At 63.8% G+C, this 20,027-nt stretch carries 18 protein-coding genes; 13 read left to right on the forward strand and 5 right to left on the reverse strand.

From position 1 onward, the window contains the following. Position 1: 1 nt before the first annotated feature. Genes EEB15_RS17620 through EEB15_RS17645 form a run of 6 tightly spaced genes read left to right on the forward strand, consistent with a single transcriptional unit; the run spans position 2 to position 6,188 of the window. A complete protein-coding gene (locus tag EEB15_RS17620) occupies positions 2-1,594 on the forward strand; it encodes a benzoate-CoA ligase family protein (RefSeq protein WP_141511178.1) in 1,593 nt (530 codons plus the stop codon). 34 nt (positions 1,595-1,628) lie between these two features. Then, positions 1,629-2,789, forward strand: coding sequence for an ABC transporter substrate-binding protein (locus EEB15_RS17625; RefSeq protein WP_141511179.1), 1,161 nt, complete (start codon positions 1,629-1,631; stop codon positions 2,787-2,789). A 32-nt stretch (positions 2,790-2,821) separates the two neighbouring features. Then, on the forward strand, positions 2,822-3,703 hold the full coding sequence (locus tag EEB15_RS17630; RefSeq protein ID WP_141511180.1) for a branched-chain amino acid ABC transporter permease: 882 nt from the start codon (positions 2,822-2,824) through the stop codon (positions 3,701-3,703). 9 nt (positions 3,704-3,712) lie between these two features. Further along, positions 3,713-4,726 carry a branched-chain amino acid ABC transporter permease gene (locus EEB15_RS17635; protein ID WP_141511181.1) on the forward strand — a complete coding sequence of 338 codons (1,014 nt, stop codon included), beginning with the start codon at positions 3,713-3,715 and terminating at the stop codon, positions 4,724-4,726. Beyond that, positions 4,723-5,472, forward strand: coding sequence for an ABC transporter ATP-binding protein (locus tag EEB15_RS17640; protein ID WP_141511182.1), 750 nt, complete (start codon positions 4,723-4,725; stop codon positions 5,470-5,472). Before EEB15_RS17635 ends, EEB15_RS17640 begins: the two co-directional genes overlap by 4 nt. 2 nt (positions 5,473-5,474) lie before the next feature. After that, a complete protein-coding gene (locus EEB15_RS17645; RefSeq protein ID WP_141511183.1) occupies positions 5,475-6,188 on the forward strand; it encodes an ABC transporter ATP-binding protein in 714 nt (237 codons plus the stop codon). On the opposite strand, the gene EEB15_RS17650 is transcribed toward EEB15_RS17645, so the two are convergent. Further along, entirely contained in the window at positions 6,183-7,103 is a 921-nt protein-coding gene (locus EEB15_RS17650; RefSeq protein WP_233259529.1) for a helix-turn-helix transcriptional regulator, read from the reverse strand. The genes EEB15_RS17645 and EEB15_RS17650 overlap by 6 nt on opposite strands. 236 nt (positions 7,104-7,339) lie before the next feature. Here EEB15_RS17650 and EEB15_RS17655 point away from each other — a divergent pair, with 236 nt between their 5' ends. Genes EEB15_RS17655 through EEB15_RS17670 form a run of 4 tightly spaced genes read left to right on the forward strand, consistent with a single transcriptional unit; the run spans position 7,340 to position 12,289 of the window. Continuing rightward, the gene (locus tag EEB15_RS17655; protein WP_141511185.1) at positions 7,340-9,184 is read left to right on the forward strand and encodes a tannase/feruloyl esterase family alpha/beta hydrolase; all 1,845 of its coding nucleotides are present in this window, start codon (positions 7,340-7,342) and stop codon (positions 9,182-9,184) included. Between the two features lie 8 nt (positions 9,185-9,192). Further along, positions 9,193-10,311 (forward strand): ABC transporter substrate-binding protein, encoded by a 1,119-nt coding sequence (locus EEB15_RS17660; protein WP_141511186.1) that lies wholly within the window; start codon positions 9,193-9,195, stop codon positions 10,309-10,311. Between the two features lie 17 nt (positions 10,312-10,328). Then, positions 10,329-12,038: a tannase/feruloyl esterase family alpha/beta hydrolase gene (locus tag EEB15_RS17665; protein ID WP_141511187.1), complete on the forward strand. Its 1,710-nt coding sequence runs from the start codon at positions 10,329-10,331 to the stop codon at positions 12,036-12,038. After that, positions 12,023-12,289 carry a substrate-binding domain-containing protein gene (locus tag EEB15_RS17670; protein ID WP_141511188.1) on the forward strand — a complete coding sequence of 89 codons (267 nt, stop codon included), beginning with the start codon at positions 12,023-12,025 and terminating at the stop codon, positions 12,287-12,289. Before EEB15_RS17665 ends, EEB15_RS17670 begins: the two co-directional genes overlap by 16 nt. Positions 12,290-12,384: 95 nt before the next feature. Here the strand turns inward: EEB15_RS17670 and EEB15_RS17675 are convergent, their stop codons facing one another. Genes EEB15_RS17675 through EEB15_RS17690 form a run of 4 tightly spaced genes read right to left on the reverse strand, consistent with a single transcriptional unit; the run spans position 12,385 to position 16,367 of the window. Next, entirely contained in the window at positions 12,385-13,437 is a 1,053-nt protein-coding gene (locus tag EEB15_RS17675; protein WP_141511189.1) for a porin, read from the reverse strand. A gap of 54 nt (positions 13,438-13,491) precedes the next feature. Further along, the gene (locus tag EEB15_RS17680) at positions 13,492-13,842 is read right to left on the reverse strand and encodes a LysR family transcriptional regulator (RefSeq protein ID WP_141511190.1); all 351 of its coding nucleotides are present in this window, start codon (positions 13,840-13,842) and stop codon (positions 13,492-13,494) included. A gap of 45 nt (positions 13,843-13,887) precedes the next feature. Then, positions 13,888-15,390, reverse strand: coding sequence for an FAD-dependent oxidoreductase (locus tag EEB15_RS17685; protein ID WP_158290159.1), 1,503 nt, complete (start codon positions 15,388-15,390; stop codon positions 13,888-13,890). Between the two features lie 2 nt (positions 15,391-15,392). Further along, positions 15,393-16,367: a tripartite tricarboxylate transporter substrate binding protein gene (locus tag EEB15_RS17690; protein ID WP_141511192.1), complete on the reverse strand. Its 975-nt coding sequence runs from the start codon at positions 16,365-16,367 to the stop codon at positions 15,393-15,395. 98 nt (positions 16,368-16,465) lie between these two features. Here EEB15_RS17690 and EEB15_RS17695 point away from each other — a divergent pair, with 98 nt between their 5' ends. From EEB15_RS17695 to EEB15_RS17705, 3 genes are all read left to right on the forward strand, one after another. Beyond that, positions 16,466-17,392 (forward strand): LysR substrate-binding domain-containing protein, encoded by a 927-nt coding sequence (locus EEB15_RS17695; protein ID WP_141511193.1) that lies wholly within the window; start codon positions 16,466-16,468, stop codon positions 17,390-17,392. Positions 17,393-17,503: 111 nt separating this feature from the next. Further along, entirely contained in the window at positions 17,504-18,475 is a 972-nt protein-coding gene (locus tag EEB15_RS17700) for an NAD(P)-dependent oxidoreductase (RefSeq protein WP_141511194.1), read from the forward strand. Beyond that, positions 18,472-20,001, forward strand: a complete 1,530-nt coding sequence (locus EEB15_RS17705; RefSeq protein ID WP_141511195.1) for a UxaA family hydrolase — start codon at positions 18,472-18,474, stop codon at positions 19,999-20,001. Before EEB15_RS17700 ends, EEB15_RS17705 begins: the two co-directional genes overlap by 4 nt. Positions 20,002-20,027: the final 26 nt, after the last annotated feature.

Consider the following 20,027-nt stretch of genomic DNA (forward strand, 5'->3'; position numbering starts at 1 on the left):
CATGGCTCATTCCGTCCAGGCGCCGCCGGAGCGCTTCAACTTTGCGCACCACCTGCTGGCAGCAACTTCCGGCATCAGCGACAAGCCGGCATTCATCGATGACCACGCCACACTGAGCTACGTCGAGCTCCGCGCACGCGTTCGTCGCTTCGCCTCGGGCCTGCGCGAACTCGAAGTGCGCCGGGAAGAACGGGTGTTGTTGCTCATGCAGGACAGCGTCGATTGGCCGGTGGCGTTCCTGGGCGCCATGTACGCCGGCGCCGTGCCCGTGGCGGTCAACACCTTGCTCACGGCGGGCGACTACGCGTACATGCTGGCCAATTCGCGCGCGCAGGCCGTGGTCGTTTCCGGCGCGCTGCTGCCTGTGCTCAACTCGGCGCTGGCCGGCGGCCCGCATGAAGTGAAACGCGTGATCGTGGCGCGGCCCGAAGCACCGCTCATGCCCGGGGAGGTGGATCTGCAGTCGTTCCTGCGCGAGTCCGCGGCCATGGATGCGCCGGCGGACACAAGCGCGGATGACCCGGCGTTCTGGCTCTACTCATCGGGTTCCACGGGCCGGCCCAAGGGTACGGTGCATTCGCATGCGAACCCCTACTGGACTTGCGAGCTCTATGGCAAGGGCGTGCTTGCGCTCCGGAGCGACGACGTGTGCTTCTCTGCCGCCAAGCTCTTCTTCGCCTATGGGCTCGGCAACGCGCTGACCTTTCCGCTTTCGGTGGGTGCCACCACCATCCTGATGGCGGAGCGCCCGACACCTGAAGCCACATTCCGCCGTCTCACGGGGGGTGTGGGCGCGCAAAAGCCCACGGTGTTCTACGGCGCGCCCACAGGTTTCGCGGGCATGCTCGCCTCGCCGCAACTGCCGGCACGCAGCCAGGTGGGGCTTCGCCTGGTCTCCTCGGCCGGCGAGGCATTGCCCGCGGAACTCGGCGAACGCTTCAACGCTCACTTCGGCGTCGACATCGTCGATGGCATCGGCTCGACCGAGATGCTCCACATCTACCTGTCGAACCGTCCGGGCGAGGTTCGCTACGGAACGACGGGCTGGCCTGTGCCCGGGTACGAGATCGAACTGCGCGGGGAGGATGGCAAGCCCGTGCCCGATGGCGAGCCCGGCGACCTCTACATCCAGGGCCCCAGCGCCGCCATGATGTATTGGGGCAATCGACAGAAAACGCGAGAAACCTTCCAGGGCACCTGGACCAAGAGCGGCGACAAGTACATCCGCAATGCGGACGGCACCTGCACCTACGCCGGCCGCAGCGACGACATGCTCAAGGTCAGCGGCATCTACGTGAGCCCGTTCGAGGTCGAAGCCACGCTGGTCCAGCACCCGGCGGTGCTGGAGGCAGCCGTCATCGGCATGGAAGACGCGGAAGGACTCACCAAGACCAAGGCGTTCGTGGTGCTGAAACAGGACGCGCAGGTCAGCGAGCAGGATCTCAAAGCGTTCGTGAAGAGCCGGCTGGCGCCGTACAAATACCCGCGCTCCATCGAGTTCGTGGCGGATTTGCCCAAGACAGCCACGGGAAAGATTCAACGATTCCGCCTGCGCGAGCGTGAGCGCGCCGCCAATCCCCTGCATCCGGCATGACGCCAGCATCACAACCAAATATCAAGGAGACCCCATGAAGTTCACTCACATCACCCTCGCCTGCGCACTGGCGCTCAGCGGCACGCTCGCCGGTGCACAGACAACCGGCAAGCTCAAGGTTGGCCTGATGCTGCCCGCCACCGGTACGTTTGCATCGCTTGGCACGGCCATCGAGAACGGTTTCCGGCTGCACATCGCGGAGCAAGGCGGCAAACTCGCCGGTCGCGAGATCGAGTTCTTCAAGGTGGATGACGAGAGTGATCCTTCGAAGGCGGTCGACAACGCCACCAAGCTCGTGAGCCGCGACAAAGTCGATGTGCTCGTGGGCACCGTTCACAGCGGCGTGGCCATGGCCATGGCCAAGGTCGCGAAAGATACGGGAACGATGCTGATCGTGCCCAACGCAGGCGCGGATGCCGTGACCGGTGCAATGTGCGCCCCGCACATTTTCCGCTCGAGCTTCAGCAACTGGCAACCGGGTTACGCCATGGGCGAGGTCATGGCCAAGCGCGGGCACAAGAACGTGGTCACGATCACCTGGAAGTACGCGGCCGGTGACGAGAGCGTTCGCGGTTTCAAGGAAGCCTTCGAGAAGAGTGGCGGCAAGGTCGTGAAGGAACTGGCGCTTCCTTTCCCCAACGTTGAGTTTCAGGCTCTGCTCACCGAAATCGCCGCGGCAAAGCCTGATGCGGTCTACACCTTTTTCGCCGGAGGCGGTGCCGTGAAGTTCGTCAAGGACTACGCAGGTGCGGGCCTCAAAATCAAAATCCCTCTCTACGGCGCGGGCTTCCTGACGGATGGAACACTGGAGGCCCAGGGCGCGGACGCGGACGGCCTGTTCACCACGCTGCACTATGCCGACAGCCTCAACACGCCGCGAGACCAGGCGTTCCGGCTGGCCTATGCCAAGGCGTACAAGTTGCAGCCGGACGTGTACGCAGTACAAGGTTACGACGCGGCCCAGATGCTGAGCGTCGGGCTTGCCGCGGTCAAGGGTGACATCAGCAAGAAGACGGAGTTCGCGGCGGCCCTGCGGAAGGCGAAGATCGACAGCCCACGTGGCCCGTTCACGATCTCCGCCAGCCACAACCCGGTGCAGGACATCTACCTGCGACAGGTCGGCGCCAAGGAGAACAAGTCCACCGGCATCGCCTCGAAGGCGCTGGCGGATCCAGGCCGCGGCTGCCGCATGTAGGCCACCCTCCCCTCGTCATCAAGAGTTGTACCTTGGATCTCGCCACCTTTCTCATTCAGTGCCTGAACTCGGTTCAGTACGGGCTTCTGCTGTTCCTCGTTGCCAGTGGCCTGACGCTGATCTTCGGGATCATGGGCGTCATCAACCTGGCGCACGGCAGCTTCTACATGGTGGGCGCCTACATGGCGTTTGCCCTGGCGCCGATCGTCGCTTCGACGTTCGGCGGAGGCTTCTTCGCGACGCTGCTCGTGGGTACCGTGCTGGCCGCCCTGCTCGGGTACGTGCTGGAGTGGGCTTTCTACAGCTACCTCTACGAGCGCGAGCACCTGCAACAGGTGCTCATGACGTACGGGCTCATCCTGGTGTTTGAGGAGTTCCGCAGCATGCTCGTGGGCGACGACGTGCACGGTGTAAGCCCGCCCGCCATGCTCGCTGGACTGCTGCCATTGGGCGACATGATGTCGTACCCGGTGTACCGGCTCTTCATTTCGGGCGTGTGCATCGCATTGGCGCTCGGCATGTACCTGGTGTTCACCCGTACGCGCCTGGGAATGATGATTCGCGCCGGCAGCACCAACCGCGAGATGGTCCAGAGCCTGGGCGTGGACATCCAGTTCCTCTACCGCATCGTGTTCGCGGCGGGCGTGGCCATCGCGGCATTGGCCGGCATGGTCGCCGCACCCGTGAGCAGCGTCTACCCGGGCATGGGGGGTCAGGTGCTGATCATCTGCTTCGTGGTCGTCGTCATTGGCGGAATCGGTTCGATCCGCGGGGCGCTCTTCGCGGCGCTGCTGATCGGCACGGTCGACACGTTTGGCAAGGTCGTGCTGCCCGCTGCGGCGGGTGTCCTGGTCTATGTGCTGATGGCACTGATCCTTATCTGGAAGCCGCAAGGGCTCTTCAAAGCCGGCTAGGCGCACACCATGAACTTCACAATGAACTCCCGGATCGCGTTCGTGCTGGCGGCTTTCGCCGCTCTGGCAGCGTATCCGCTCGTCGCCGGTGCTTACGGCACGGGCCTGGTGACCAAGATCATGATCTATGCCATTCTCGCCCTCAGCCTCGAGCTGCTGGTGGGAGGCGTGGGCCTGGTGTGCTTCGGCCACGCTGCCTTCTTCGGCATCGGCGCCTACGCCGCGGTGATGCTGTCTCCCGCCGATGGTCCGGGCAATATGCTGTGGCTGATGCTTGCCGCAATGGCCGCGGCAGGAGCGTACGCACTGGCGGTGGGTGCGCTCAGTCTGCGCACGCAAGGCGTGTACTTCATCATGGTCACGCTCGCCTTCGCCCAGATGGCCTACTACGTGGTGCACGACACGCCGCTCGGCGGCGGCACCGACGGGATCTACCTGAACGCGAAGCCCGTGTTCGGGCCGTTCGACCTGGACCAACCGCTCGCCCTGTACTTCGTCACGCTGGCGGTGCTCGCCGTCGTGTTTGCCTTTTTGGCCGTGGTGTCGCGCTCGCGTTTCGGCCGCGCGCTGGCGGGCATCCGCGTCAACGAACAGCGCATGCGCGCAACCGGTTTCTCCACCTATCCGTACAAGCTCGCGGCCTTCACGGTGTCAGGCGCCATCGCGGGCCTCGCGGGCTCGCTCTTCGCGGTCAAGGATGGCTTGGTCAACCCCGAGCTCATGAGCTGGCACATGTCGGGCGCCGTACTCGTGATGATCATCCTGGGCGGGATCGGTCACCTGCGGGGGGCGCTGCTCGGCGCGTTCGGCTACGCGCTGCTCCAGGAGTTGTTCCGCAGCGACGCGGTGTTCGGTGCATTCGCCAAGCATTGGCTGCTGGGCCTGGGTGTGGCCATTATCCTGAGCGTGGCGTTGTTGCCCCGCGGACTGGTGGGTGTTCCCGCACTCGCGCGGTTGCGGCTACGAAGCCGCGGGGAACGAGTGACAGACAAGCCCGCTGTGGTCCGGGAGGCCAACGCATGAGCGCCGAAATTTTGCTGCGCGGACGGGGCATCACCCGCCGCTGGGGCGGCTTGATCGCCGTCAACCAGGTCTCGCTGGAATTGGAGCGGGGCAAGGTCCATGCCGTGATCGGCACCAATGGCGCGGGAAAGTCCACGCTGATCAACATCCTGTCGGGGGAGATTCCGCCCTCCGAAGGCGAAGTTGAATTGCTCGGCCAGGACATCTCGCGCTGGACGCAACCGAGGCGCGCACGGGCGGGGCTCGGTCGCAGCTATCAGCGCAACACGATCTACCCGAGCTTCACCGTCCTCGAAAACTGCCGGCTCGCGGCGCAGGCTCGCGCCCCGCGTCCTTGGCGATTGTGGGAGTCGGCGGTCAAGTGCGAAGTCAGTGCGCCGGCGGCTCGCGACGCGGCTGCCCGCGCGGGCTTGACGGACCTGCTGGAGCGGCCTGCAGGCTCGCTCAGTCACGGCCAGAAGCGGCAACTCGAGATTGCAATGTGCCTGGCCACTTCCCCCCAGGTGCTCCTGTTGGATGAACCCCTGGCGGGCATGGGCCCGGAAGAAACGGAGCGCATGCTGGCCCTGCTCGTCACGCTGAAACGCGACCACGCCATCCTGCTTGTAGAGCACGACATGGACGCCGTGTTTCGCATTGCCGACACGATCACCGTGATGGTCAACGGCTCCGTGATCGCCTCCGACACGCCTGGCGCGGTGCGGGCCAACCTGCAGGTCCAGGCCGCCTACCTGGGAGGGCATTGATCATGCCGCAAGAACTCATCCTCGAAGCACGCGACATCCACGCCTGGTACGGCAGCAGTCATGTGCTGCAGGGCGTGAACCTGCAGATTGCACGGGGCGGGACGTTGGGTCTGCTTGGCCGCAACGGCATGGGCAAGAGCACGCTGATCCGCACGCTGCTGGGCCATGTGAAGGAACGCGAAGGGCAGATCCGCTTCGCTGGCCGCGACGCAAGCAAGTCGCGGCCCCATGAGGTTGCGCGGCTGGGCGTGGCGTATGTGCCTGAGGGGCGAGGCGTGTTCCCAAACCTCAGCGTCAAGGAAAACCTGGTGATGGCCGCGCGCAATGCGCCTGCTATTGCGCGCAGCTGGAGCTTCGGCCGCGTCATGGAAACGTTCCCGCGATTGGGCGAACGACTGGGGAATCTCGGCGGCCAATTGTCCGGCGGCGAGCAGCAGATGCTGTCCATCGGCCGGGCCTTGATGACACAGCCCGACCTCATCATCCTGGACGAAGCCACGGAAGGGCTCGCGCCGCTGATCGTCGCGGACATCTGGCGCGTGATCGAGGAAATCCGGCGGGACGGCATCGCCACGCTGATTGTCGACAGGGACTATCGCAAGGTGCTTGCCAATTGTGATCGTGCCCTTGTGCTGCAGAAGGGACAGGTCGTGCTCGAAGGAAAGGCCGACGCACTGGCGATGCATCCTGAGCTTTCCGGCTTTCTCGGGCTATGAACGCGGCGTCTCCGTGCGCTCATGCACCAGCTTGCAAAGCAGTCCGAGCGTCCCATCGAGCGCCTGGGCGCTGGTGTCGAGCGTGATGTCCGCCCGGCCATAAAACGCGGACCGTGCGTCGAGGATGCGCCTCAGGTCTGCCATCGCCTCGTCGTTGCCTGCCATCGGCCGCGTGTCACCCTGCCCGATCACGCGGCTCATGTGCGCCTCCGGCGCCGCTTGCAACCAAACGGTAGTGCAATGCGACAGCAGGAGGTTGAAGGCCGCCGGATCGGTCACCAACCCACCTGGCGTCGCGAGCACGACTTCAGGATAAATCTGAAGGACATCCTCCAATGCTCGGCGCTCGTACTTGCGGTACGCGCCCGGTCCATAAAGATTGTGGATTTCGGGAATACCGATGCCCGCAATGCGCTGGATTTCGGCACTTAGCTCGATGAACGGAACGTCCAGGTATTCCGCCAACATCTGGCCCAGCGTCGACTTGCCCGCGCCGCGCAACCCGATCAGCGCGATGCGCCGGTTCGCAGAACGCCTGTCACCGCCAGTGCCCAGGGCTTCGCCGACCGCCAACCGTGCCCGGCGCAAGTCTTCTTCGCCACGACCCTGAAGCAACTCGCGGATCAACGCCCATTCTGGCGATGTTGCCGAAACGTCCCCCAGCAATTGGGCGACGGAGCAATCCAGCGCCCGGGCGATCTCATGCAGGATCAGCAGCGAAGGATTGCCGCGCCCCGCTTCCAGATTCACGAGGTAGCGCTCGGACACGGCGGCCGTCTGGGCCAAGGCCCGGCGCGTCAAGCCCCGCTGCGCCCGCAAGGTGCGCAGGCGGTCGCCGAACGCGTCCAGCAGCGGATGCCTTTCCTCGATCGCGTTCGGTGGCGCCGGTTCCGGCGAAGGCCCGCCGGCACTCAACAGGTTTTTGTCCAGGATGAGGTCCCCTCAATGTTCGCTTGGCAATTCTTGCACGACACCAAGATCAAGCATCCACGCACTAAAGAGCACAAGATCATCCGCACAAACCCTCTATACGCACTATTGTGCATTGATGAAAATCAAATTTCAGGCACTAATGTGCGTATTAGGCTTGGTGATTGCATGAACCGTCCTTCCTGTCGGACGCCCCAGACAGCGGCTTTGGAGAACATCGAATGAACATTTCCTGGACCCCTGCCCGAATCCTGCGGCGCGCGGCGCTGCCGGCTGTTGCGGCCAGCGCGATGCTGGTCGGCCTCGCTTCGTGCGGCGGCAGCACACCTGCGGCTTTGCTGGCCTGCGACGACAGCCTCAAGACCGGCTTTCAGCCCGATTCGAACACGTCGGTTCTGCTGGTGAAGGCCTTCAAGAAGGGTGACCCGCTGCTGCTCAGCGGCACCGCGACGGCCTCGACACCGGCTGCGGCAAACGACCTCTGCGTGGTCAAGCTGAACGTCGGGCCCGGCAACCCGGGACCGGCGGGCGCGCCATCCACTTCGCCGGGCATCGGTATCGAGATCTGGCTGCCGAGCCGCGGCAACTGGAACCAGCGCCTCCATGTGCTTGGCGGCGGCGGCTGGGCGGGAGGCATCGAAGGATCGACCACCCAGTTGGCCGGCCTGCCCACGCCCTTCTCGGGACCTACGGCGGCCGCAGTCATCGCCGGCGTGGAAGGTGCCGTCTCGGCGACGACGGACACGGGCCACGCTGTGGGCACCGGCTCCTTTGCCATGAAGCCCGACGGCAGCATCAACACCGCCCTCTGGACCGACTTCTCCTCGCGGGCCATCCACGAGATGGCGGTCAAGACCAAGGCGTTGGCTGCCGCCTACTACGGCTCGGCCCCGAAGTACTCGTACTGGGAAGGCTTCTCCACCGGCGGACGCCAGGGCCTGAAGGAAGCGCAAGCCAACCCGGCCGATTTCGACGGCATCCTGGCGGGTGCGCCCGCGAATAACTGGAGCAAGTTCATCACAGCGGAGCTGTACCCGCAGATCGTGTTCCAGCAAGACCTCGCGGGCGCTCCGCTCACGACGGCCCAGCAGGACCTCGTATCGAACGCGGCCATCAATGCCTGCGACGTCGTCGGCGGGCAGCACTTGGGCTACATCCCCGATCCTGCGTCCTGCCACTACGACGCGACAGCCGATGCAAGCGTCCTCTGCGCGAGCAGTGGCGGCAGCAATTCGACGGCCGCTTGCGTGAGCACCGCACAGGCGCGCGCCATCAACAAGTTCTGGTACGGCATGACTTCCGACGGCAGCGTGCAGTCGCCCGCCGTAGACAACGGCTGGGGCGCCGCCTCTTCGGCAGGCGGGCCGACCGGGGCGCAACGCTGGTATGGCCTGGCGCGCGGCACTTCGCTATACGGCAGCACCTTCGCGGCTTTCGGGCTCAATGGGCTGACCAGCCCGAACGGACCTTTCCCCATCGCGTCCGACATGGTGGCGCTGGAGATGCAGAACCCGGCGATTGCCGCGCCAAACTTCACGAACGCCACCGGCAACGGCACCGATGGCTGGAAGACACTGACCTATGCGCAGTTGTCCAACGCCTTCGATCTTGGCGTCAGCCTGCAATCGTCCTTCGGCCAGATCAATACGGACAGCGCGGACCTGTCGGCCTTCAAGGCCCGCGGCGGCAAGCTGCTTCAGTACCACGGGCTGGCTGACGAACTCATCATGCCGCAGGGCTCCGTCAACTACTACAGCCGCGTGCAGTCGGCGATGGGCGGGCAGGATGCAGTTAGCGGTTTCTACCGGCTGTTCCTCATCCCCGGGTTTGGGCACGGGACGCCGAACGGCACCTCCAACCCGCTCGCGACCCCGCCGATCCCCATGCCCGGGCAGTTGTACGGCGTCCTGACCGACTGGGTGGAAAAGGGCATCGCGCCCGAAACGATCGTATTGCAGTCACTTCCCGGCGCATCCACCCGCTCTGCGCCGGTGTGCGCGTATCCGAAGAAGGCCGCGTTCACGACCGGGAATCCATTCGCCGCGGCTAGCTACACGTGTTCGTGAGACATAAAATGATTCGCACCTCTTTTAACTGCATCGTGCTGGCACTCGCCGTTGGAAGCAGCCATGCTGCCGAACTGGTGGTCGCCCATGTCGGTCCATTCACCGGCCCGCTAAGCGTCAACGGGCTTGCCAACCACGAAGGCGCCTCGGCGTGCATCGGCGAAGTGAACGCTGCCGGCGGCGTGAACGGCAACACGCTGAAGCTCGTGAGCGAGGACGACCAGTACAAGCCCGAAGAAACGGTGCGGCTGCTGCGCGAGGTCGCGCAGCGCGACAAGCCAGTCGCGTTCATCAACCTGCTGGGTTCCGCCAACGTCGGCGCCGTCCTCAAGGACAAGACACTCGACGACATCAAGACCCCTGTGGTTGGCGTCACACCGGGGGCCGATGCGCTGCGCAAACCGGGCAGCCCCTGGCTGTTCCATGTTCACGCCAGCGACACGGCGCAATTGCGACGCATCCTCAACCACCTCGGCACGGTGGGCCTCGCGAACATCGCGGTCGTCTACCAGGACATCCCGTTCGGCCAGGGAGGCCTCAAGTTCGTCGAGGAGGCCGCACCGGCACTCAAGTTGCGGATCGCGGAACGCGTTGCCGTGCCCTCGGCCGCGGATGACCTGGCCGCGCAAGCGGCGCAGCTGCGCGCGTCGAAGGCACAGGCCTACGTGATGATCCTCGCGCCGAACAGCGGCACGTCGCTGGTGCGAGACGTCCGCAAGCTCGGCGACGCGACACCGATCTACGGCATGTCCTATATCCCGGTGAAAGGGATCGTGGACAAGGCCGGCGGCGACAAGGCCGTGGGCATCGGACTGGCGCAGGTGACGCCCAACACATTCTCGTCGTCCAGCGGACTGGTCCGGCGATTTCACACCGCCATGGACAAGCATGCTGCTGCCGGCGTGGCCCACTCTCAACTGCATCTCATCGGATATTTGAGTTGCCGGGTGCTGGTCGAGGGCTTGAAGCAGTCAGGAAGCTCTCCGACGCCCCAAAAGCTCCAGGCTTCACTACGCAAGGTTCGCGCCGATCTGGGTGGTTACGTGGTCGACTTCGCGGGCGGCAACGAAGGCGCAAGGTATGTGGACATCGGCGTTGTCGACCGCGATGGCCGGCTGATGTATTGACCAAGGCTGGAGACACCATGACGAATTTTTCTTCTCGCGCACTCCCCCGCGCCGGCTTGGCGCTCCTTGCCTTGTCCTTGTCGGCGTGCACCACGATCCCGAACGCCGACCGGCTCGCAACGTCCTGCGCGAGCCTCACCCGCCATGTCATCGCCCCTGGTGCGATCGGATTGCCCAGCGGCAAGGCCTCGGTCACTTCGGCTGTTCTCACGACCGCATCCGCTGCTACGGTCAATAACGGGACGTACGTGCCGGCCCTTCCGCAGTTCTGCAAGGTCAACGGCACGATCGCATCGCGCGACCCTGCGGCCCAGGCCATCAACTTTCAGCTGAATCTTCCGATCTCCTGGAACGGCAAGGCGTTGCAGTACGGTGGCGGGGGCTTCAACGGGGTGCTGATCACGGGGTTGACGCCCCTGCGGGACGCGGCACCGGACGATCCGCTCCCCATCGCGCGGGGCTACGCGACCTTTGGCCAGGATTCCGGCCACCAGGCCGCTGCATTCCCACCCGGGGAGCCCGGCGCCTTCGCGCTGAACGAGGAAATGCTCGAGAACTTCGCTTTCGCCTCCTACAAGAAGGTGAAGGACGTGGCCGTGGACATCATGCGCACGTACTACGAACGCCAACCGCAGCGCATGTATTACTTCGGCATTTCCGAAGGTGGCCGCGAAGGGCTGACGATGGCACAGCGATTTCCTGCAGACTACGACGGGATCGTGAGCATTGTCCCCGTGATCAACTGGACCGGCCTGTTCCATGCCTTCATACGAAACCAGATACCGCAGCACGACGACTGGCTGCAAGCCGGAAAGGCCTCGCTCATTGCAAAGGCTACCTCCGACACGTGCGACGCGCTCGACGGGCTCGCTGATGGCGTTGTAAACAACTACATGGGCTGCCAGACCCGCGTGGACCTGCAACCCTTGCGTTGCCCCGGTGGTCGCGATGCAGGCTTGCACTGCCTCTCGGACGCCGAGCTGCGCCTCCTGCGCGACATCCATTCGCCCTATGTGTTCCCCTTCCCCATCGCCAACGGCCTCACCACGTATCCGCAATGGCTGTACGGGCACGAAGACAGCCTTGACGGCCCCTCTGCCGTCAGCCTGGTTCGTTGGGTCTCCGGCGCAGCGGCACCCGCCACGCCGCCCGACGCTTCGCGCAACTCCACCCAATGGATCTACGGAAGCAACTGGATCCGCTACGCCATTGCCCGTGACAAGGACTATGACGTTCGCCGCTATCGCCCCGAGAATTTCCGCGCGCAGGTGCAGAAGACGTCGGCGCTGATGGATTCCACCAACCCGGACCTCTCGGCGTTCTTCGCGCGCGGCGGCAAACTGATCCTGCGCGAGAACGCCGCGGATCGCGCACAGAGCCCTCTCATGGGAATCCAGTACCACGATGCGCTCGTCGCGCGCTTGGGCGCCGCAGCGGTCGAGAGGTCGGTGCGGCTCTACGTTTCACCTGGTTCGACGCATACCGGCAACTCTCGCGCGGTTGCAGCCGGGCCGGAGGTGCCGACGATGGTGGACCTGCTGGACCCATTGGACCGCTGGGTGAACAGTGGCGCCGCACCCGCGAGTGCCTTGGTACAGGTGATCAAGGGACCCCTCCCGCCGTTTGCCGTGCAGGCCACGCGCCCCATGTGCCGTTATCCCGCGTATCCCCACTACGTGAGAGGTGACCGCATGCAGGCGTCCAGTTACGAGTGCCGTCACTTCTGAGTTCGGCAACTCAATGGAGCGGCCGCCAAGAAGCCTTCCTGGATCACCAGTCTTGCACCGATCCGTCGAGGCCGACGGGCGTCCTGGATTTCGCGACGTCGGTAAGCCCGAGCCTGAGCACCATCCGAGTGGACTTCAAGCGCATCGGCACGCTGGCCGCACGCTGCATCGCTGACCGGGTGGCCGGACGCGACGACGCCGATCCGATGGTGGACGTGGGCTTCACCATCGTCGAGCGAGAAAGCGCGTGAGCCTCGCTCGGCCGCCTGATCGCGCTCGCACCGCGCCCTGGATTGGCGCCGAAGTGCGAGGAACCAGCAAACACCGTGCCAAAAAGAGCGGCGCTCTAGAAGCTGTGCCGAATCCCGAGGTCGAAGCCATTCGACGCGCCGTTCGGAGCCGTCGCAGCTCCATTGAGTGCGTGGGCGAATCCGCCCTCGTTGCGTACGCGCGCGAACGTCGTGTAAAGGACGCTGCGCTTGGAGAGGTTGTAGTGGTAGCCCAGTGAGATCTTCTTCGCTGCCGGGTTGTTCACTGCGCTGGTGCGATGATGAGAATAGGCGGCCCTGATTTCGCTTGCGCCGATAGGCACCCAGGCCCCGAGGGAGTATCCCTTGGCTGCGATCGCACCGTTGCGGTCGCTGTTGTAGGTTGCGGTCGCCTTGACGACCCCGAAGTTGTACGTCACGTTAGCGTTGTTTTGCTTCACGTCGCCGGCAGCATATTTGGTTCGCGAGAGCGCAAGCGCTGCTTGTAGCGGCCCGTTTTCGTAGGACAGGCGGATGCCGTCGCCGGTGCCGTCGCTGGACGTGGCAGCCCCGCTCGAGTTCTCTCCGAAGTAGTGCATCGCGTGGACAGCAAAACCGCCGAGTCTTGGGCTGAAATATGCGATGCTGTTCGACGCTCGCGTGTTGGTCACGCCTGTAATTATTGCGGTGTAGTTAACCACGGAACCTACGCCGACATTGCCGAATGGGTCGCCTGCGGCGAGGTTCAGGTACTGTGGCGTCAAGTCGCGACCCATCCGGAATTCGCCCCAAGCTCCGCCGAGCGAAATGGTCGACCGCCGATTGAACGTCAGGCCCTGCCCCCCACCAGCCGAAGCAGGTGTACCCGAGGCTTGATTGTTCGAACTGGTCGGCTGACCCGAGCCATCATCGGGATTCAATCCGGCCTCCAGCCAGAATCCCGCTGACATGCCACCGCCGAGATCTTCGACACCACGGAAGCCAAGCCGGTTTGAGCTATAGCCGCCGCGAAGCAGCTGTGTGCGGTCTGAGACGGATCCGGTGCCGTGTGCGAGCGTGACGTCCACGATGCCAAACATCGTGACGGACGACTGGGCGCATGCTGCACCGGCAAGTCCCAATGCGGATACCAGCACTAGCGTTTTCTTCATTTTTTGACTCCGTTATAGAAGGGTGTAATTGCGCTGAATGTCAGCCCTTCAAGGCTACGATTCAGCGCTAGCCATGCCATGCGGGTTACTCTGATCGTTGAGAAAATTCACACCCTCGGGCTCGCGCGCAATCATTGCAATTTGCCTGCTCAAGTTTTCCACTTGATGGAGGATTTCTCTTCCATGCTGGACGAAAAGCTCGCCCAGGTCCGTCGTGTGGAGTCCCCGGTGGTCTCGAGTGAACAGGCGGCCGCCGAGCGTTTCCTCCAGCGCACTCAGGCGATAGCTGCTGGTAGACCGTGTGCAGTGCACGAGTTTCGATGCAGCCGAAACGGAACCGTGCTCGGCACACAGTACAGCGAGCCGAATCGATACGAGATCGAGCCTTGCAAGGTTGATGTCCATCGCTCTTGCGTCGAAAGACGTGCAGCGCGTGGCAGTGGGCCAGTGTCAATCGCGCGGCGGAATGGCCAGGTAGCGGCGTGAGATCTTCCCTGCGTCGAGCGCGGCCTGGACGGCGGCGGCTGCACGCTGCTTCTGCGCTGCAACCTGTTCGTGATCGCGGTGGAGCAGTGCACCTTCACGCAGCAGCGCCTGCTGCAAGAGGCCGACCTCGAGTGCGCGGGGCTGGACGCGATGAGTGGCAGCCAGCGCTGCCGCGGCGCCTGCTGCATGGCCGATCGCCATCACGCCTCCTTGTGTCCGGAATGAAGCGTGCGCTTCATGACTGGCCGAAATTGCCCGTCCCGCGACCAGAAGGCCGTCAACGCTCTCTGGCACAAGGCAGCGGTAGGGGATGTCATAGGCGTCCTCGAGGTCGCGCCAGACGCCGCCGTCTTGTTTCGCCCCGGCCTTTGGCTGGGGATTGTGAATGTCTACGGGAAAGTAGCCGCGCGCAATGACGTCGTCGAACTTTCGTCCTTCGACCACGTCGCTCTCGGTGAGCACGTATTCGCCAACGACGTGCCGTGTTTCGCGCACGCCGACCTGAATGCCGGTGTCGGACAGCCACGCATCTTTGAAGCACTCAATCTTCGTCACGAGAAAATTCGACAGTGACATCACTTGTCTGCGACCTTCGACTTCCGCCCGCGTCAGGTCCGATGCTTTCGTCCCGTCGATTCCGGCGACCCGAGTGGAGTTGAAATGCACCACGCCTTGATGCACAGTCGTCCAGAACAGGACGGAATCGCGGCCAAGTGACAGTTCACCCGCCTCGTGCGCCTGCCGCACCGCGCTAACAAAGCCCTGCCCGCAGAAATGCCTGGATTCCAGCCGTGGCGAGAAACTGCGCATTGGCACGATTTCAGAGGTGCGCCAGAAATCTTCAGGATGCGAGTCCATGTAGGACTTGAGTGCGGCTGTGTCGACTCCAGCCATCTCGAACATGAGTGTCACCGGCTGCAGCACGCCGTCCGGCTCGCGGCCGAGTACATGCCTCGCGCCTGCCGCCTTGGCAACGTCGCCGTCGCCCGATGCGTCCACCACCACCTTTGCGCGCAGGGAAGTACGCCCCGACTTGTTGGTCACGACGATGCCCCGCACCGCGCCGTCTTCCACGATCACGTCATCGACGAACGTGTGCAGCAGAACCTCGGCGCCAGCCTCGCGCACCATTTGCAACGCCACCCATTTGTAGAGTTGCCGGTCGTAAAAGCATACGTAACTGCCATGTCCTCGCGGATCGGTGGCTTTGGCATGCCCGGTGCTGCCGCCTTCATCGACCATGCGGTCGATGAACTGCTGTGGGATCCCCGCGATCACTTGCTCGTCCCCGAAGTGAAAAGGCGAGATCGGCCCTATACAAGCGCTGGTGGGCATTCCTCCTAGGAATCCGTATCGCTCTACCAGAAGGGTCCGCGCGCCCAAGCGCGCCGAGGCCGTGGCGGCGATGAAGCCGGAAGGGCCACCACCCACCACGATGACATCGAATTCAAGTTCGCTGCTAGCCATGCTCATTCCGCGGAGATGTTTGCGGTCTTGATCAGAGTACTCCAGCGGCGCGTCTCCGATGCGATGAATGCATCGAATTCGTTCGCGGTGCTGCCCACTGGATCCAGGCCGAGCTCGGCGAAACGCGTCCTCACTTCCGGCCGCTTCGTCAATGTAACGATGTCCTTGTTGAGCTTGGTCACCTCGTCGGGGGCAGTTCCCGAGCGCACGAGCAACCCTACCCACGACCCCGCATCGAATCCAGCCAGCCCAGCTTCTGCGACCGTGGGCAGCTCCGGCATCAACGAGGATCGCGCGGAGCCGCCGACAGCCAGCGCCCGAACGCGACCGCTGCGAATGTGGGGCTGGATCGCCGGGATGGTGTCGAACATCATTGAAACCTGTCCGGCCAGCAGATCCGGATGGGCCGCGCTGCTGCCCTTGTAAGGAACGTGCAGGACGTTGACGCCCGCGAGCGACTTGAACATTTCCGCCGCCATGTGCTGCACCGTACCAGGCCCGGCAGATGCATAGCTCAGCTTGCCTGGATTGGCCTTCGCGAACTGGATCAGCTCCGCCACAGTCTTGACCGGCACCGACGAACTCACCACGAGAACGATAGGAGATTTGGCCACGAGCGTCACAGCGGAAAAATCCTTGACGCTGTCATAGGGCATCTTCTTTTGAAATGCGGCGTTCAACGGATGCGTGAGGGTCATCACCAGCAGGGTATGACCGTCCGCTGGCGCCTTGGCGACTGAATCCGTACCGATCACGGTGGCCGCTCCGGGACGGTTCTCCACCAATACCGGTTGCCCCCAGGTTTGGGCCAGCTTGTCAGAAAACAGCCTGGCGATGATGTCCGACGCTCCCCCGGGCGGGTTGGGAACGACGAACCGCACGGGCCGTGCTGGAAAGGCGTTCGCCATTGCGGCTAGCGGGGCGATGGCCGCGGCGATCAGCATGGAACGCCTCGTGGCGGAAAGAAATTGCATCATGTCTCCTGGGCTTCAGTGCCGCGAATTATGATGAGCGCCATCCCTACAATCCAATGAAAAAGCGAACTGCCTTCATAACCTTTCTGGAATGATCACTTGTGGCCACGATCGATCGCGTCTTCCGCTCTAACCTCAAGCTCAAACATCTGCAGCTGCTGGTTGCGCTCGACGAATTCCGCCATCTTGGCCGGGTCGCTGAATTCCTGTCCGTCACACAACCGGCTGTATCCAAGACACTGGCGGAAATTGAGCGGATGTTTGGTCTCGCCCTCTTCACTCGCTCGACGCGCGGAACCGAGCCCACGGCGTACGGCCAGACGGTAGTGCGGTTCGCCCGTTCCGTGATTGCCGACTACGCACGCACATGCGAAGAGATTGCGGCCGTGACCAGTGGCTCGGCGGGACACATCAATGTCGGTGCGATGGTCGTTGCCATGCCAGGTCTGCTGGCCCGCGCGGTTGAGTTGCTGAAGAGCGAATCTGCTCGGACCACTGTTTTTGTAGAAGAGGGGGACCTGACCCGGTTGCTCCCCCGCTTGCGGGTGGGTGAACTCGATTTGATAGTAGGCCGTCTCGAGCCCGGATATGCATCGCCCGATTTGCAGACTGAGCCGCTGTACGACGAGGCCATGACAATCGTTGCGCATCCCGACCATCCGCTTTGCACGGTCAGCCGGCCGAGCTGGAGCGACCTCGCCAAGGTGCCCTGGGTAGTCCCCCCGTCCTGGGCCTCCTCAAGGATCAAGTTGAACCAGATGTTTTACAAACACAAGCTGCATCCGCCGGTCGACGTGATCGAGACGGCCTCGTTCCTGGCCACGATGATTTTCGTGCGTGAGCGGCGGGCACTCGGCTTTCTCGCGCACGGCGTAGCGCGGCATTGCGAGCGGGACAATCTGCTGCGAGTGCTGCCTGTCAAGGTGCCTATCGAACTGCCGTCGGTGGGGCTGATCTCGGTGGCCGGTGCAATCCGCACGCCGAGTACCGAGCAATTCGTCAAGTGCCTGCGGCAGGCCGCCAGCTGATCGGAGGCGGGGCCACATTCCTTTCCGGTTATGAAGCCTGTCCTCAATTTCAATTGATCGCAATGGAGGGGCCTCCTAGACTCCGCTTACTCAGTACACGGACCTCTCGCGATGCCTTCCCCCACCGTTCTCGTTACATCACAGCACCTTGTCCCGGAGGCCCAGCAGATTCTGCACGCCGCAGGCGCAAGCATCGAATACATGGACGACCCCGTGGACGAACCGGCGCTCGTCGAGCGTCTTTCACGAGGGCCTGTCGACGCCATCGTGCTGCGCGGATCCAGACCAATTACTGCGCGCGTGCTGGCGGCGGCGCAGGGCCTGAAGATCATCGCTAAAAATGGGGCGGGGGTAGACAGCATCGACCTCCGGGAGGCCGCCCGGCGCAACGTCTGCGTTGCGGTTGCTCCCGGCGCGAACGCCGCGGCCGTGGCTGAACATGCGATCGCGATGATGATGTCCCTGGCACGCGATCTCTCCGGCCTCGATCGAAAAATCCGTCGTGGGGGTTGGGAAGGCACAGGCTACCAAGGACGAGACTTCAGGGCATCCGTTGTAGGCATCCTGGGGTTCGGCAGCATCGGCCGATGCGCGGCACAACTGGCGAATGCCTTGGGCGCGCATGTGGTCGTTTTCGACCCTTCCGGGCAACCGGACACGTTCGAGGTCGAAACCGACTTCGACAAATTCCTGGCGCGCGTGGACATTCTGAGCCTGCATTGCCCTTTGACCGACGAAACGCGCGGGCTGATCGGGGGCCGTGAGCTTGGACTGATGAAGCCTGGTTCCCTCATCGTCAATACGGCGCGAGGAGCCGTCATCGATGAACAGGCCCTCATCGATGCGCTGCGCAGCGGCCACTTGGCCGGAGCGGGTCTCGATACCTTCGAGGTAGAGCCTATCGTGTCAGAGAACCCGTTGCTCGGCATGGACAACGTCATCATGACGCCTCACATTGCTGGCGTTACTCGCCGGGCGGCTCTGGAGGTCGCGACTACGACCGCGCGCAATGTCGTCGACTTCTTGCAAGGGCGCGCCCTGCCCGCACACCACATTGTGCGTTTGGCGGAGACGACGGCATGACGATCGCGCTTTCTCCACTGATACGGCTGCACGCCAACGACAACGTCCTGGTGGCCAGGTCGCCCCTGGCCCTTGGCCAGGACCTACCGGAATTCGGCGTGCGCGTGCGCGCGCAGGTGCCGGCCGGCCACAAGATCGCGGCCAGCCGCATCGCGCAGGGCGAGCAGGTGCGCAAGTACAACGCCGTGATCGGCGTGGCAGCGCGCGACATTGAGGCGGGCGAATACGTCCATACGCACAATTTGGCGCTGGTCGAGTTCGACCGCGACCCAGCCTTTGGCCAGGACGTCAAGCCCATCGACTACGTGCCCGACGCGCAGCGTGCTCGCTTCATGGGCTTCGTGCGCGAGGACGGCCGCGTGGGCACGCGCAACTTCATCGGCATCCTGTCGTCGGTCAACTGCTCGGCCACCGTCATCAAAAACATCGCCGCGTATTTCACGCCCGAGCGGATGGCAGCCTACCCCAATGTCGACGGCGTGGCCGCGTTTGCGCAAACCAGCGGCTGCGGCATGTCTTCGCCCAGCGAGCACTTCGACGTGCTGCGCCGCACCCTGGCCGGCTATGCCCGCCACCCCAACCTGGCGGGCGTGCTGATCGTCGGCCTGGGGTGCGAGCGAAACCAGGTGGCAAGCCTGGTCGAGTCGCAGGGTCTGGAAGCCGGGCGGCTGATGCGCACGATGGTGATGCAGGAGGTTGGCGGCACACGCGTGACCATCGAAGCTGGCATCAAGGCCATCGAGGAAATGCTGCCGATTGCCAACGGCTACCTGCGCCAGAGCGTGCCAGCCAGCCACATCAAGGTCGGGCTGGAGTGCGGCGGCTCGGACGGGTTCTCCGGAATTACAGCCAACCCCGCCTTGGGCGCGGCGATGGACATCCTGGTGCGTCATGGCGGCACCGCCATCCTGTCGGAGACGCCCGAGATCCACGGCGTGGAGTACATGCTGACCCGCCGCGCGGTGACGCCTGCGGTCGGACAGAAGCTGCTGGACCGGCTGGCCTGGTGGGAAAACTACACACGCGGCCACAACGGCCAATTCAACGGCGTGGTCGGACCGGGCAACCAGGCCGGCGGCCTCGCGAACATCTTCGAGAAGTCACTCGGCTCGGCCATGAAGGGCGGGACGACACCGCTGCAGGCGGTATACGAGTACGCAGAGCCGATCGAGCAAGCCGGCTTCGTGTTTATGGACTCGCCAGGCTATGACCCCGTAGCGTCGACCGGCCAGATCGCCAGCGGCGCCAACCTGATCTGCTTTACCACTGGACGTGGCTCGATGTTCGGCTCCAAACCGGCGCCGACCATCAAGCTGGCCAGCAACACGACGATGTTCCGCAAGCTCGAGGAAGACATGGACGTCAACTGCGGCGCCATCCTCGATGGGGAGGTGGACGTGCCGCAGATGGGCCAGCGCATCTTCGAAGCGATCCTGCGGCACGCCTCGGGCGAGCCGACCAAGAGCGAGGCCCTCGGTCTGGGCGACCACGAGTTCGTGCCGTGGCACCTGGGCATCGTGAGCTAGTGCGCAGCCCACCAACCACTTCGAAT

Source organism: Ramlibacter sp. WS9 (assembly GCF_003797765.1).
In the GTDB taxonomy this organism is placed as follows: Bacteria; Pseudomonadota; Gammaproteobacteria; order Burkholderiales; family Burkholderiaceae_C; genus Ramlibacter.